Source organism: Methylobacterium sp. 092160098-2 (assembly GCF_028920805.1).
Taxonomy (GTDB): Bacteria; Pseudomonadota; Alphaproteobacteria; order Rhizobiales; family Beijerinckiaceae; genus Methylobacterium; species Methylobacterium fujisawaense.
Window position 1 is genome coordinate 3,439,140 of record NZ_JAQPZJ010000001.1, and the last position, 14,482, is coordinate 3,453,621.

Genomic DNA, 14,482 nt, shown 5'->3' on the forward strand with positions numbered 1-14,482 from the left:
ACAGGCCGCACACAGGCAAGGCTTGCAGGTCCGACCGACGGCGCGAGCCGGCGTCCATGTCCCCAGACGAGACAGTGCCGACGACAACCGAGGGACCCCGGCCGCTTCAGGGTCCGAAGGAGTTCGCCTCACAAAACCGAAAGGGGCACAATCTGGAGGCGAATATGCTGGCAACACGAAGACCAGACTTCGGCGTCTGCTGATCCCCCCGGGATAAACCGTATGACGCGCGTCAGCGGGTGCCGCGCCTAGGCTGGGATACGCGTGCCGTCCCAAGCGAAGACGCCTCCGGTATCCTTCACTTCGAGGTCGCCGAGCACGCGCAGGAGATGAGCCGCACTCTCTTCGGGCTGAAAGACACCCTCGGCACTCGGGTCGGGCCGGAAGGGCCGCGACAGGTTGGAGGCGACTGTGCCCGGATGCAGGCCGACGACGATTGCGTCCGGTCGGCTGCGGGCCACCTCGATCGAGAGGGTCCGTAGGATCTGGTTCAAAGCCGCCTTCGAGGCGCGATAGGCGTACCAGCCCCCGAGCCGATTATCTTCGATGGATCCGACCCGCGCCGACAACGCCGCGAACACGCACCGTCCCTCCCGCGCCAGCAACGGCACGAAATGCTTGGCGACGAGCGCAGGGCCGATCGTGTTGATTGAAAGGACGGCGGCCATGGCGGCGGGATCGAGCACCTTGAGCGCCTTCTCGGGCAAGACGCCCTCCTGATGAAGGATGCCGGTCGCGACGATGATCAGACCGGCTGATCCGGCCGCACCGACCTTGGCCGCGGCCGTCGCGATCGATGCCTCGTCGCCCAGGTCGATCGAGTGGGTGCGGACGCCACGCGGGACTGACGGCTGCGAGCGGGAGAGCGCGAAGATCGGCGCATAGGCCTCACTCGCGGCGAGTCGGGAGACCAGGGCTTGGCCGATGCCGCCGGAAGCGCCGATCACGACCGCGCTTGTCGAGGTCGATGAGGTCAAAGCGATGCCTCCCGGACAGGCGCAGGGGATTGGCCTGTCTTACGGAAGATCAGGCTCAGATTGTTGGCCGGCATCGCGACGCGCTCGAAAAGGTGTAGCCCCTGCGCCCCGGCGGCAGCCGCGACGGCCTCGATGTCACGCACACCCCAGGACGCGTTCCTCGCTCGCAGGCTGTCATCGAACGCTGTGTTGCTCGGCGCGGTGTGGGCACCATTCTCTCGGAACGGACCGTAGAGATAGAGAACGCCCCCCGCCGGAAGCGTTGCGCCCGCGCCGGCCATCAACCCGGTGGTGGCGTCCCAGGGCGCGATATGGATCATGTTGATCGCGACGAGCGCATCGGCCCGTGCCACCGGCCATGGCGGACGGGCCGCATCGATCGCGAGCGGCGAACGAATGTTGGCCAGGCCCGAGGCCCGCGCATGGGCGCCGATGCTGCGGCGCGCCGCTTCGTCTGGATCGCTGGGCTGCCAATCGAGCGCGGGCATCGCATTGGCGAAGTGAACGGCGTGCTCACCAGACCCGCTTGCGATCTCGAGAACGAGGCCGTCGGGCGGCATGACGCGCTTCAGGACTTCGACGATGGGTTTGGCGTTGCGCGCCACGGCCGGCGAAAACAGAGCGTCTGACATGGAGCGCCTTTAGCGCCTTTCCGTAAGGGCCGCACGGCTTACCCGAACGGCGCGCCCGTTCTCCGCCGATCACGCGCGGCACCCGAAACTGCTATCGTAACACGAGGCAGCCCGCCGGATTGGGCCGAGATCCGAACGGCGGCTTTTGGGCGCCCCAGCGGGCTAGACAGACGTCCCATATCGGCCTGTGCCGCCCCTGAACGGGCCGTCGAAAGGGGCTCTTTCGATCGGGGCTGAAGCGAAGAGTATCCGGAGATCCGGTATCTCGGCCTACGGGTGCGGACCGTGGCACGCAGGCTCAGGGAAACTTCCATCAGATCTAGCCGGATGGGACAGTGCGCTTCCGAGCCGAAACCGATCCCCTGTCCCATTCGGTCAAGCTGCCGTGCGCAGACTTGATACGTTGCTGCACGCCTTCAGCAGGCATTCTCGTTGGTCCGCGTTGAGGCGCGCGCGATGCCGAGAGCTCCCATCCTCCACCGGTTCGCCATGTCATCAGATCCCTCGCCGGACATGGTGTTTGTGCCTGGAGGGACGTTCCGGATGGGTTCGGACCGGCACTATCCGGAAGAGGCCCCGGTCCATCGAGTCTGCATAGACGGCTTCTGGATCGACCGGACGCCGGTGACCAATGCCGATTTCCGGACCTTCGTGCGCGCCACCGGCTACGTGACGATGGCCGAGCGCCGGCCCGACCCGAAGGATTACCCCGGCGCGTTGCCGCACATGCTGAAGCCCGGCTCGCTCGTGTTCAAGCCGCCCAGGGGCGCGGTCGAACTGCACGATTGGAGCGCGTGGTGGCGCTTTAGATTCGGCGTGCATTGGCGGCGGCCCTACGGGCCGGGCTCCTCGATCGCCGGCCTTGACGATCACCCGGTGGTGCACGTCGCCTACGCTGACGCTGATGCCTACGCAGCCTGGGCGGGCAAGGTCCTCCCGACCGAGGCTGAGTGGGAATACGCCGCGCGCGGCGGTCTCGACGGGGCCGAGTTCGCCTGGGGCGACAAGCTCACGCCGGGCGGCCGGCACATGGCCAATACCTGGCAAGGCGCCTTCCCGCACGAGAATCTCGCCCTGGACGGCTACGAGCGCACCTCGCCGGTGACCGCGTTCCCGCCCAACGGCTACGGCCTGCACGACATGATCGGCAATGTCTGGGAGTGGACGACCGACTGGTACGCGCCAAGGCATGAGGGCGATGCGCCCAAGGCTTGCTGTATCCCGATGAATCCGCGCGGCGGATACGTGGAAGGCAGCTTCGACCCTGGTCAGCCGGAGATCAACATTCCCCGGAAGGTGATCAAGGGCGGTTCACACTTGTGCTCGCCAAACTACTGCCAACGCTACCGTCCGGCGGCGCGACATGCCGAGGCAGTCGACACTTCGACGAGCCATCTTGGCTTTCGTTGCGTCGTCAGATCCGGGCGTCGAACGCGATCGGCCTCAGCGGGAGGACTGCGATGATCAAGAAAAGCGAGCCCTCTGAGACAGCGCCGAATATTGATTTGCCGACGCCCCCCGAAGGCGCAACGTTCCGTCCAACCCGCCGTGCCCTGCTCTCCGGAACGGCCGCTCTGGCTGTGACAGGAACCGCTGTCCACGCGCAGCTCCGTGGAAGCCCAGGGGCGCCGAATGCCGTCGAGTTCCCGAGCAGCCGTGTATTGCCGACGCCAACGCCGCAATTCAGCGGCACGATCATGCCGACGGCAAAGGATAGCGTTGCCGCTTGGCCGCCCGCGGTTGCTGCCCCGGAGGGCGCGCCCAATGTACTTCTGATCCTGACCGACGACGTCGGTTTCGGCGCGCCGTCGACCTTCGGCGGCCTCATCCCGACCCCCGCGCTCGACAAGATCGCTGCGGCCGGTCTTCGATACACGGCCTTCCACACCACGGCCCTTTGCTCGCCCACGCGTGCAGCCATGCTCACGGGCCGCAACCATCACTCGGCAGGGACCGGAAATATCTCGGAAATGTCTTCGGGCTTTCCCGGATACAACTCGATTATTCCGCCGGAGAAAGCCACGGTGGCGCAGACGCTGCGTCTGAACGGTTATTCCACCGCCTGGTTCGGAAAGAACCACAATATCCCTGCGTGGGAAGCCAATCCCGTCGGCCCGTTCGGCAATTGGCCTGTCGGCATGGGCTTCGACTATTTCTTCGGGTTCGTCGGCGGCGATACGAGCCAATGGCAGCCGGGCAACCTCTTCCGCAACACAACACCGATCCATCCTTACGTCGGACGGAAGGATTGGAATCTCGGGACCGCGATGGCCGACGATGCCATCAGCCACATCAGGACGCTTGCGGCGGTCACGCCCAACCGTCCCTGGTTCATCCACTACGCGCCAGGCGGCACGCACGCGCCGCACCAGCCGCCGAAAGACTGGATCGAGACGTTCAAGGGCAAGTTCGACGCCGGTTGGGAAGCGCTTGCCCGTCAGATCTTCGACAATCAGAAGACGCTGGGCGTGATTCCGGCGAACGCGCAATTGCCGCCGTGGCCGGATTTCCTGAAGCGGTGGAATAGCCTGACGATCGACGAGAAGAGGCTCTTCACGCGGCAGGTGGAGGTCTATGCGGCCTATCTCGCCTACACCGACCACGAGATCGGCCGCGTCATCCAGGCGGTCGAAGATCTCGGACAATTCGACAATACGCTGATCATCTACATCAGCGGCGATAACGGCAGCAGTGCCGAAGGCTCCATGAACGGCACGCCGAATGAGGTCGCCTATTTCAATCTTCAGTCATTCACGGTCGAGCAGCAGTTGCCGCTGATCGAGGCCTGGGGCAGCGACCGCACCTATAATCACATGGCCGTGCCATGGACGTTCGCATTCAATACGCCTTATCGCTGGACCAAACAGGTGGCGTCGCACTTCGGCGGCACACGCAATGGTATGGCAATCTCCTGGCCAAAGCGTATCGCCGATAAGGGCGGAATACGAATGCAGTTTCATCACGTGATTGATATTGTGCCAACGCTGCTCGAAGCGATCGGCATTCCACCTCCCACCATGGTGAACGGGATTGCACAAGCGCCGGTGGAAGGCACCAGTGTTGTGTACACCTGGGACAAGCCCAACGCGGATGCGCCGTCCCATCGCAAGACCCAGTATTTCGAAATCTTCGGCAACCGCGCGATCTACCACGACGGATGGGTCGCGTGCACGACACCCATAGCCACGCCGTGGAATCCGGGCGCCCCGGTTCCCGATGATGCGATCAACGGCTACAATTGGGAGCTGTACAATCTCGCGCAGGATCCCACAGAGTTGAACGACCTTGCGAAACAGGAGCCTGAGCGACTGCGTGTCATGCAGGAGCTCTGGCTTGTGGAAGCGACCCGCTATCAAGTGCTTCCTGTAAACAATTCGGTGATCACGGGTATGATCACGCCACGACCGGGCCCGGCCGCCGGCCGCAAGCAATTCATCTATACAGCGCCGGTCTTCGGCATTCAGGCGAATTCGGCGCCCAATATCCTCAATCGCTCATATCGAATTTCGGCCGAAATCGAGGTGCCGCAGGGCGGGGCCAACGGGATGCTGATTACCCAAGGCGGCCGCTTTGCCGGCTGGGGCCTGTACCTGCGCGAGGGCAAGCCTGTGTTTACAATGAACCTGCTGGGCATGGAGCGACCGAAATGGGAAGCCGCGGTCGCGCTGTTGCCCGGTCGGCACACCCTTGTCTTCGACTGGCAGATGGACGCGAACGGCGGCCCGTTCTCGCGAGGCGGGTCGGGTACGTTTTCCGTCGACGGCCAGGAAGTGGCACGGCGTTCCCTGCCGCGTACGCTGCCCTTCACCTTTGCCTGGGATGAAACCCTGGATGTCGGTCTCGATACCGGTACGCCTGTCGATGACTCTGACTATCAGGTTCCGTTCAACTTCACCGGCAAGCTGAATCGGATCATTGTGGATCTCGGGGAGTCGAGCGTGACACCTGAAGCGCTCCGCGATTTTCAATCGCAGGCGCAAAAGCGCGGATGAACGATCTGCAAGCTCTGCCTGCGGCGGCATCAAACGCGCTGCAGGCCTTCTCACAATCTGCCCGCCCTTGAAAAAGCCAATGGTGCGGCCTTGCAGGGCATGAGTCATTCCTCCCTGGAGGCGATCGGCGCAGATATAGGCCGGGCTGCGATCGGCGTTCAGGGACGTTGTCCTTCAGCGCAGTGGCCAGCGATGCACGCTGCTCCCGCGCGGGAAGTCCGTAGGCTGCAGGCGTCCACGCAGCTTTGGCTTGTCGCCGGTCGTGTTCTGGCGCGGTCCGGGAGGCGCCAAGCAGACTGCATGCTTGGAGAACAAGCCGATCTGCACCGCACATCCGCGTTCACCCCATCGGCCGATGACGACGCCCGGTGTCTGACCCCTCACCGTCCCACTTGGCCAAATCGACCTCGGATGTGAGGCTAGCCCGTGTGGCCGCGTTCTTGGGCAGAGATAATCCGTAACCGACGTCAGAGCTTCGTCACGAGCGGCTTATGGTCCGCCAGCTGCTGTGCCGGAGCGACCCAGAGTGGCGCAGAGATTGTCAGATACGTTGCCGTGCCGGCGAAGCGGTTCTTGACATCGAACTCGCGGAAGAAGCGCACATTCGTCGAGACCGGGATTTCGCCCAGCTTGAAGGTGTAGCCAATCTGGGCACCGAGTGACGTGACACGACCTTTGAACGAGCCGATCCTGTCGCCCGAACCGCTGTCGCCGGTGAGCTGGTTGTAATAGTAGCCAACGAGACCGACCGACAGTTCCTTGCTCAAGTACTTCGAAGCCGACCATTCCAGATGGAACTCCGTGCCAGTGAGGTATTGCGTCGCTGGATTGATCCAATTGAATGTGATGCCCGGCACGACCGAGAACTCGTAGCCAAGAAGCGGATCGAGGTAAGTGAGCGCGGCGCTGAGATCGATCGCCGGGCGATTGAGCGCGATATTGGAGAGCTGGCCGTTCTCGAAACTGCCGGACGGGACGACGCCGAGGAGCGTGCCGCTCCAGTGGAAGTTGCCGGAATGCCAGCCTACGAACGAGGCGAGATAGATGTCGCCGACGGTAAAGTTGGCGTCCCGCTCGCGGCCGGCAATGATACGGTCGATGCGCGGCGAGGCGAGGACGGCCCCGGCACTGACATTGGGTGTGCCGAACGGAATAGTGATGGAAAAGCCGAGATTGCCGCCCAGGATCTCGAACGGCGTGACCCAGATCGGCGTTACGAAGTTCGCGCTCGTGTCGTTCTTGATGTTGGCGGCGACGACGCCGCCGCCCTGGAAGAGGCGGTTTCCGCCGAAGTTGCCGGAATAGTAGTAAGTCTCGCTCTCGAAGTAGAAGCCCGGCGGCGGTGTCACCCCCGCGAGGGGGCCGCGGTTGCCGAGAACGTAGATGCCTTGCGCATATTCCGCCGCCTGTGCATCCGGCGCAGCAACGAGCCCCGCGGCGCAGGCGATGGCCAAATAAAATATTCGCCAAGCCCTGCGCATCGCAACGCCCTCGGTATATTCGACGTTGCTGAAGCGTCTCACAAATCGAATACAGTGGCAATGGCCAAGCTAGGATTCTGGCGGCGCGCTCGTCGCGAAATTATTTATTTTCCTGGGGAGAGACGGATGCAAAATCTATCATCCCGCAGGTCGATATAAAATGATCGCCCGATGTGCGCGATTCGGCTCCGGGTGGCCGATCGGGCCAGGATGCTTCGTTTGCAGGAACACAGGCATCGACTGACGTGAACGTCTTTCCTTCGAGCCGCCTACGCGAATCCCGGCCCTGGCGATTTCAAGACGAATCTCTGGAAGTAGCGCGACTAAGACTTAAAAGCCGGGATGCAGCAATGTCCGCGCGTCATCGCACCGACTGTCGGAAAGCGGATGGGGTGGATGGCTACACGGCGAATTTCAGAGCGAACCGCTCGGTACCGAGGCGCTTCTGGATGGCTTGCGCGACGAACTCGGCATCGCGGCCGACCGCGCCGAAGCGGCCCGAGCCCCAGGTGTGCAGCCAGGGCAGGCCGATGAAGTAGACACCGTCCTCCTTCGTCACCCCGCGCTTGTGCTTGGGGCTTCCTGCACCGTTGAAGACGGACGCATCGAGCCACCGGAAATCCGGCGTGAAGCCGATGCACCAGATGATCGACGTGATGCCGGAGCCCGCAAGGATAAGGCCGGTGACGGGCTCGCCCGGCTCCCAAACGGAAGTGTAGGGCTCCTGAACCGGAGCCTGGATGTCGTTCTCGGCGATGTACTTGTCGATGGCCGCGTTGATGCCGTTGTACGTCCGGTCTGCCCCGTCGAGTGAGCGCTTGAGGTTGTCGCGGAAGCGCAGCGTACCGTCGTGGTAGTCGTCCAACGCGCCGTAGAGCTTCATGCCCTCGCGGGCGAAGCGGCGCAGGTCGATGTCGCGCCCGCCGTCGCGGCCGGTCACGTAGTGGTTGGTGTTGTCGCGGACGCCGTCGCGCAGCGGGTGGTTGTCGACCGTCATCTCGTAGTAGCCCATGTCGGCGAGCCACGTGACGACGTCGCGGCCCCGGTAGAACCGGGCGCAGCGCGGCGCGTCGCCGACCGCGAGATGGACCGTGCGGCCGGCGAGATGAAGGTCTTCGGCGATCTGGGCGCCGGATTGACCCGAGCCGACCACCAGAACCGCGCCCGCGGGCAGTTGCGCCGGGTTGCGGTACTGGTTCGAGTGGATCTGCGTGACCGAATCCGGCAGCTTCTCGGCCATGCGCGGAATGATCGGCGTATGATATCCGCCCGACGCGACCACGACCTCGCTCGCCGTGTAGTCGCCGTCCGAGGTCCGGACCGAGAAAAGACCATCTTCGCGGCGTTCGACCCGTGTGACTGCGACACCCTCGCGGATCGGCGGGTTCACCTTGGCGACGAAGCCCTTCAGGTAGGCGACGATCTCGTCCTTCTTCATGAACCCGTGAGGATCCGGCCCATCGTAGGGGTGCCCCGGCAGGTCACACTGCCAGTTCGGCGTGACCAGGCAGAACGTGTCCCAGCGCTGCGAGGACCATGTATGCGCCGCGGATTCCTTCTCGAACACGAGGTGCTCGATGCCGCGCTGCTTCAGGTGGTAGCTGACCGAGAGGCCGGCTTGGCCGCCACCGACGATGGCGACAGGGACGTGACGGGACGTGGACGTCATGGCTCTGACTCCGGGATGTTCCCAAGGACGCTCTGGTTCAAGGCTGGAAGGTCTCGACCGTGACGAGGCCGCCCGGGGCCTGCCGCCTCGCCGCGGCCTCGATCCGGGCGAGTTGGGCCATCGCCGACGAGCAGGCGAAGCCGTACTTCTCGCGCACCCGCTCGCTCGCGATGTTGAGGGCCGTGCGGGTCTTCTCAACGAAGTCGTCGAGGGCATAGCTCTTGCCTGGGGCGAGGAAGTCCTTCACGACGAGGGAGGGCGAGTAGCAGGCCTCGCGCCGGCCATCGGGCCAGCGGATGTGGAAATGCATCTCAGGCATGGATCGGCTCCCGTTCGACGCGGGCGCAGGCCGCGTAGGTCGCGAGGTGTCGCTCGGCGCAGGCGCGCCAGGAGTGGGTGGCGGCCCGGGCCGACCCGGCAGCGTGCAGGCCGGCGCGGGTCATCGGGGCCAGGGCGGCCGTCATGGCGTCGGCGATGTCCCGGGGATCGCCAGGATCGACGAAGAGGGCGTCGTCGCTCCGGAGATACTCGGTGAAGGGCGGCCGGCGGGAGACGATCGCCGGAAGGCCGCAGGCCATCGCCTCCAGCACGCAGAGGCCGAAGCCCTCCGTCCAGGAGGGAAAGGCGAGAACGTCCGCCGTCCGATAGAAGGCCGGCATCTCCGCCTGAAAGACCGGCCCGGTTTCGATGACTGCCTCGCCGCGCCCGACCACAAGTCCGTGGGCGCTGAGCGCGGCGCGGCAGCGGGCGCCGTAGGACGCATGATCGAGGAGCGATGCGCCGCCCACGACCACGAGCTGCGCCTGCGGGTGGCGTCTGCGCAGGAGCGCGAAGGCCTCGATGATGCCGGCGGTGTTCTTGCGCTCTTCGAATCCGCCGACGCTCAGGACGATCGGCCCGCCACCGATGCCCCAGCGCGCCCGCACGATCGCGTCGGCTTCGGTCGGCATCGCTCGGTAGATCGACAGGTCCACCCCGTTCCCGACGACGGGGATCTCCGTACCGAGATCGCCCGCGATCCGATCCGCCCAGGCGCGGCTGACGCAGAGCAGGCGCGTGGCCTCACGAATCGAGCGATCCTGCCAATCCGCCAGCACCGGGTCGGAGAAGCTGTCGAGGTGATGGACCGTGCGCACGAAGCCGGGGATCAAGCGGCGGTGCTTGAGCGTCGCGAGGGCATTGCCGCCGATGCCGCAATGGGCGTGAAAGACGTCGAAGTCACAGGCGGCGGGGGACGCGAAGTGGCGCAGGTAATCGTCGATCCGAGCCCGGACGAGGTCGACCGTCGTGCCGGCGACCGGCTTTGCCGCCACTGAGACCATCGGGCAGGCGGCAGGGCGAAAGAAGCCGCGCCCGGACGGATCGGGCGCGTGGACCACGGCCTCATGCCCGAGCGCACACAGGGCCTCGGCCAGGGCGAGGCAATGCGCGACCCCGCCCCGTGGATTCGTGGAATGCGTCAGGACGGCGATGCGCAGGGCCGTCATCGGACGGCATCCAAATCGTCATGGCCGCAGCCGATCAGCGGGCCGACCGCGAAGTCCCACACGACGGCTTCTCCGCCGGAGGCATCGCGCACCCGGGCGACCCAGCTTGCATCGAGCTGACCCACCCTGGCGACCGCGATGTTCCGCTCGGCGAACCGCGCGCACACGGCGGCCGTGCGCTCAGGGCGAACGCTCAGGAGGTAGCCGAAGCTCGGAAAGGCGTTGAGCCAGCGGGCGAGCGGTATATCCGCAGGCCGCGGGATCGCGTCGAGGTCGATGACACCGCCGACCTTCGAGCATTCCAGCAGCATCAGGGCGGTGCCGACGACGCCCGCCATGCTAATGTCCTTGGCCGCCCGGCAGAACCCGTCCTCCGCGAGGCCCGGCAGCAACGCGAGATCACCGCGCAGGCGCTCGCCCGCCGTGCCGGTCGAGGCGTCCCAGTACGGGTAGGGTTCGCGGAAGCGTCCGCGCAGGTCGATCGCCGCGACGAGGTCGTCGCCGGGCGCCGCGTCGAAGCTCGTGAGCAAACGCGGCCCGGCCCGGCCGAGCACGGCGACCGCCAGGTTGCTCGCCTGGGCGCGCGTGTTGGTGTGACCGCCGACGATCGGGACCCCGTAGAGCGTGGCAGCGGCGGACAGGCCTGCCAGGATCGGGTCCGCCGCCGCGGCATCCCGGCTCCACAGCGCGTCGACCACGGCGAGCGGCCGCCCACCCATGGCGGCGATGTCGCTGAGGTTGACCATGACGCCGCAATAGCCGGCGAAATACGGATCGGCCGCGACGAAGCTGTCGAGGAAGCCTTCGATGGCGAACAGCAGATGGCCGTCGCCATCCGGTATGGCGGCACAATCGTCACCGACCGGCACCGCGGCGCGCCGGCTGGTCAGGCCGAGCCGCGCGACCACGGCATCGATGTCGCGCTTATGGGCGACGCCGCGCGCGTCACGGATCTGGCCGGCCAGGGCCTGGAGGTCGAAGCCCGCCGTCATCACGCGGCCTTGCGGAACGTGACGAGCCCGTGCTCCGGATCGTGCATCGGCGGGTAGGCCGCGAGGTCCGCCTGCATCAGGTGATGGGCTCGCCCGTGCAAGGCGACTTCCTCGAGGCTCGTCCAGTGCAGGGCCCGGAACAACGGGACGTTCCGGTCCTGCACATGGGCCAGGAACCGCGTGCAGCCCCGCGCATGGGCCGAGGCGACCGCGACCTGGATGAGCCCGGCGCCCAGCGCGGCGGTGCCGCGGAACGGTCCGGCGACGGCCAGGCGCGAGCCCCACCACTCGCCGGGACGCTCCGATCCGTGGTGGATGCGAACGGTGCCGACGACGGCATCGGCGTCGCCGCCGAGCGTCGAGAGGGCACAGATCGGGATGGCGTGCGCGTCGACGGCGTCCCGGTCGTCTTCGGTGAAGATGCGCTGCTCCGCGCAGAAGACTTGGCGGCGCAGCGCCGCGCAGGCGCGCCGCTCCCACGCACTCGTGGCGAACTTGATGCGGAAGTGGCTTGGCCAGTACGGCGGTACGGGTTCGAGGATCATGAGGTCGCCCCCGCGCGCTCGTAGGTGGAAAGCGCCGAGCAGGCGCCGCAGCGACCGCAGCCGGCCTTGATGTCGGTCGCGCGGAGATTCGCGCCGACCAGCATGTCCGCGAGGGGTTTGAGGATGCCGTGCATGAATTCGGGGCCGGGCGCCGGGTGGCTCTCCAGCGGCGTGCCGGAGATCGGCACGAACGGCACCACGAACGGGTAGACGCCCATCCCAATGAGGCGCTCGGCCATCTCCAGGATCGCCTCCGGCGCGTCGCCGAGGCCGGCCAGGATGTAGGTCGAGACCTGGCCCCGCCCGAAGACCGGAACGGCCGCCTCGAAGGCCGTATAGTACCGCTCCAGTGGCACGCTCGCCTTGCCGGGCATGATCCGGGCCCGGACCTCGGGCGTGACCGCCTCCAGGTGCATGCCGAGGGCATCGATGCCCGAGGCCTTCATGCGCTCGAACCAGCGGTCGTCATCCGGCGGCTCGCACTGCGCCTGGATCGGCAGGTCGACCGCGGCTTTGACGGCGAAGGCGCTCGCGCAGAGGACGGCGGCGCCCCGGTCGGTCGCGTTCGGGGTGCCTGTGGTCATGACCATGTGCTTGACGCCGTCGAGGAGCACGGCCGCGCGGGCGACCTCGGCGAGCTGTTCGGGCGTCTTGTGCGCGACGGTGCGACCGGCGGCGAGGGACTGGCCGATGGAGCAGAACTGGCAGGTCTTCGTGCGACTGGCGTAGCGGATACAGGTCTGGAGCACGGTGGTGGCGAGCACGTCCCGCCCGTGCAGAACGGCGATCTTCGCGTAAGGCACGCCGTCGAGGGTCGAGAGCGCGTAGAAGCGCGGCTTGCCCGGGAAGGTCGCCTGCCCGATCACCACGCCGTCATGCTCGATCGCCGAGACCCCGTTGGCGTCCGGGTGACGGACCAGGAAGGGCGAGTCGAAGGCGGCCTCGGTGTGGACCGGCACCATCACGGTGCGGCCCGCGATGGTCATGGCCTTGTGGTCCGACGGTCCGGCCCCGCCCCGACGGCTCGGCGCCCCGGCGCGGGTGTCGGCGAGCCTAACGCCGTAGGACTGCAACGCGTTGATCAGCCGCTCCGTCGGCATCCCGACCAGTCCCGCTACCACCGGCGGACACGCGGGACGGCTCGTCGGAAGCGGAGAACGGCTCATGGTCGAGGCTCCGGAAATCGGTCTGGGAATGGATCGGCTGGTGCACGAACGAGGCCGGCCGGTCGTCGTGGAGGAGGCTGAGGAGTTCGGGCCTCGCGTAGTGGCCGACCGCGTCCATCATCCGCTTGCGCTTGGTCACCAGCGCGAGGTCCATGTCGGCGACGAGGATGCCTTCGCCGGGCCCGAGGGGATCCGCGAGGTGCTTGCCCTCCGGCGAGACGATGGCGGTGCAGTTGCCTCCCCGGCAGGCGCCGCGCAGGCGCTCGTCCGGGCACACCTGCGCCACCTGCGCGTCGGTGAGCCAGCCGGTGGCGTTGACCACGAAGCAGGCCGCCTCCAGCGCGTGGTGGCGGATCGTCACCTCCATCTGATCGGCGAAGATCTGGCCCACGAGCGAGCCCGGGAACTGCGCCGCGTGGATTTCCTCGTGGCGCGCCATGAGGGCGTAGCGGGCGAGGGGGTTGTAGTGCTCCCAGCACGCCAGCGCGCCGACGCGGCCGACCGCCGTCTCGACCACGGTGAGCCCGGCGCCGTCGCCCTGACCCCAGATCATGCGCTCGTGGTAGGTCGGGGTGATCTTGCGGCGCTTGAGCTTCAGCGTGCCGTCCGCATCGAAAATCAGCTGCGCGTTGTAGAGCGAGCCGTGGTCGCGCTCGTTGACCCCCAGCACGATCACGGCGCCGTGGCGGCGCGCGGCGGCCGAGACGGCCTGCGTCACGGGTCCCGGCACGGCCACCGCGCGCTCGTAGAGGCGGAGGTGCTCGGCGCCCTGCAGCGCGGGCGGCAGCACGAAGGAGAAGTAGGGGTAGTAGGGCACGAAGGTCTCGGGGAAGACCATGAAGCGCGCGCCCTTCGCGGCGGCCTCATCGATGGCGTTCAGCACCCGCTCCAGGGTCCCCTCCGGCCGGTCGAGATCCGGCGCGATCTGGACGGCGGCGGCCCGCACGATCCGGTTCTCTGACATGGTTGAACCTCCGGCTGTGACGGCGGCCACGTCCCGCATGGCCGCCGGATGCGACGTCCCGGATTGGGGGCCGAGGGCCCGGTCAGACGGTCCAGGTGTCGATGATCACGGCGTTGTCGCGCTTGTGCAGGAGGATGCAGTCGAGGACGTCGAGGGGATTGATCATGCGGATGCCTTCGATGAAGGCGGCCTCGCCGTGTCCGTAGAGCGCCTGGGTCGAGAACCGGCAGGCATAGACCTTGCCGCCCTCGGCCATGAACTTCTCAAGCTGGTTGTTGAAGTTGAGGTGACCTGGAAAGGCCTCGTCGCCGAGCCTCGGGAAGCCGCGCTGGACGCCCAGCGTAATGCCCGGGCCGTAGAGAAGGATGGACGTCTCGAAGCCCTTGCGCTGCAGGCGCGTCGCCTGAAGCAGGTTGACGAGGCCGATGGAGCCCTCGAACGCGACGGTGTGGAAGGTGACAAGCGCCTTCTGGCCCGGCTCGGCTTTGACGTCCTCGAAGACCTTCTCCTCGTAATCGACCAGGACATCGCCCTTCTTGTGAGGCTCGCGGTTCACAGCAGGCATTGATCGTTCTCC

General features: G+C 66.4%; 13 protein-coding genes. 2 read left to right on the top strand and 11 right to left on the bottom strand.

Going from position 1 to position 14,482, the window contains the following annotated elements:
* Window positions 1–248: 248 nt before the first annotated feature.
* Window positions 249–977, bottom strand: coding sequence for an SDR family NAD(P)-dependent oxidoreductase (locus tag PQI07_RS16150; protein ID WP_043758599.1), 729 nt, complete (start codon window positions 975–977; stop codon window positions 249–251).
* Window positions 974–1,609 carry a DUF938 domain-containing protein gene (locus tag PQI07_RS16155; protein ID WP_043347239.1) on the bottom strand — a complete coding sequence of 212 codons (636 nt, stop codon included), beginning with the start codon at window positions 1,607–1,609 and terminating at the stop codon, window positions 974–976. The genes PQI07_RS16150 and PQI07_RS16155 overlap by 4 nt, the downstream gene beginning before the upstream one ends.
* Window positions 1,610–2,065: 456 nt before the next feature.
* Between PQI07_RS16155 and PQI07_RS16160 the strand changes: the two genes are divergently transcribed.
* On the top strand, window positions 2,066–3,073 hold the full coding sequence (locus tag PQI07_RS16160; RefSeq protein ID WP_053610063.1) for a formylglycine-generating enzyme family protein: 1,008 nt from the start codon (window positions 2,066–2,068) through the stop codon (window positions 3,071–3,073).
* A complete protein-coding gene (locus tag PQI07_RS16165) occupies window positions 3,070–5,601 on the top strand; it encodes an arylsulfatase (protein WP_274926968.1) in 2,532 nt (843 codons plus the stop codon). The genes PQI07_RS16160 and PQI07_RS16165 overlap by 4 nt, the downstream gene beginning before the upstream one ends.
* A gap of 467 nt (window positions 5,602–6,068) precedes the next feature.
* Here PQI07_RS16165 and PQI07_RS16170 read toward each other — a convergent pair whose 3' ends face one another.
* From PQI07_RS16170 to PQI07_RS16210, 9 genes are all read right to left on the bottom strand, one after another.
* On the bottom strand, window positions 6,069–7,082 hold the full coding sequence (locus PQI07_RS16170; protein ID WP_446720980.1) for a SphA family protein: 1,014 nt from the start codon (window positions 7,080–7,082) through the stop codon (window positions 6,069–6,071).
* Between the two features lie 400 nt (window positions 7,083–7,482).
* Complete coding sequence (locus PQI07_RS16175; RefSeq protein ID WP_274926970.1) at window positions 7,483–8,751, bottom strand: MSMEG_0569 family flavin-dependent oxidoreductase; 1,269 nt, start codon at window positions 8,749–8,751, stop codon at window positions 7,483–7,485.
* A gap of 37 nt (window positions 8,752–8,788) precedes the next feature.
* Window positions 8,789–9,070, bottom strand: coding sequence for an MSMEG_0570 family nitrogen starvation response protein (locus tag PQI07_RS16180; RefSeq protein WP_274926971.1), 282 nt, complete (start codon window positions 9,068–9,070; stop codon window positions 8,789–8,791).
* Window positions 9,063–10,238, bottom strand: coding sequence for an MSMEG_0565 family glycosyltransferase (locus PQI07_RS16185; protein WP_274926972.1), 1,176 nt, complete (start codon window positions 10,236–10,238; stop codon window positions 9,063–9,065). Before PQI07_RS16185 ends, PQI07_RS16180 begins: the two co-directional genes overlap by 8 nt.
* Window positions 10,235–11,230 (bottom strand): sll0787 family AIR synthase-like protein, encoded by a 996-nt coding sequence (locus PQI07_RS16190; RefSeq protein WP_274926973.1) that lies wholly within the window; start codon window positions 11,228–11,230, stop codon window positions 10,235–10,237. Before PQI07_RS16190 ends, PQI07_RS16185 begins: the two co-directional genes overlap by 4 nt.
* A complete protein-coding gene (locus tag PQI07_RS16195; RefSeq protein ID WP_111473721.1) occupies window positions 11,230–11,775 on the bottom strand; it encodes an MSMEG_0567/Sll0786 family nitrogen starvation N-acetyltransferase in 546 nt (181 codons plus the stop codon). The genes PQI07_RS16190 and PQI07_RS16195 overlap by 1 nt, the downstream gene beginning before the upstream one ends.
* A complete protein-coding gene (locus PQI07_RS16200; protein ID WP_043758590.1) occupies window positions 11,772–12,875 on the bottom strand; it encodes an MSMEG_0568 family radical SAM protein in 1,104 nt (367 codons plus the stop codon). Before PQI07_RS16200 ends, PQI07_RS16195 begins: the two co-directional genes overlap by 4 nt.
* A complete protein-coding gene (locus PQI07_RS16205) occupies window positions 12,829–13,905 on the bottom strand; it encodes a Nit6803 family nitrilase (RefSeq protein ID WP_274926974.1) in 1,077 nt (358 codons plus the stop codon). The genes PQI07_RS16200 and PQI07_RS16205 overlap by 47 nt, the downstream gene beginning before the upstream one ends.
* Before the next feature lie 82 nt (window positions 13,906–13,987).
* Window positions 13,988–14,470 (bottom strand): MSMEG_0572/Sll0783 family nitrogen starvation response protein, encoded by a 483-nt coding sequence (locus PQI07_RS16210; protein ID WP_012317268.1) that lies wholly within the window; start codon window positions 14,468–14,470, stop codon window positions 13,988–13,990.
* Between the last annotated feature and the right edge of the window lie 12 nt (window positions 14,471–14,482).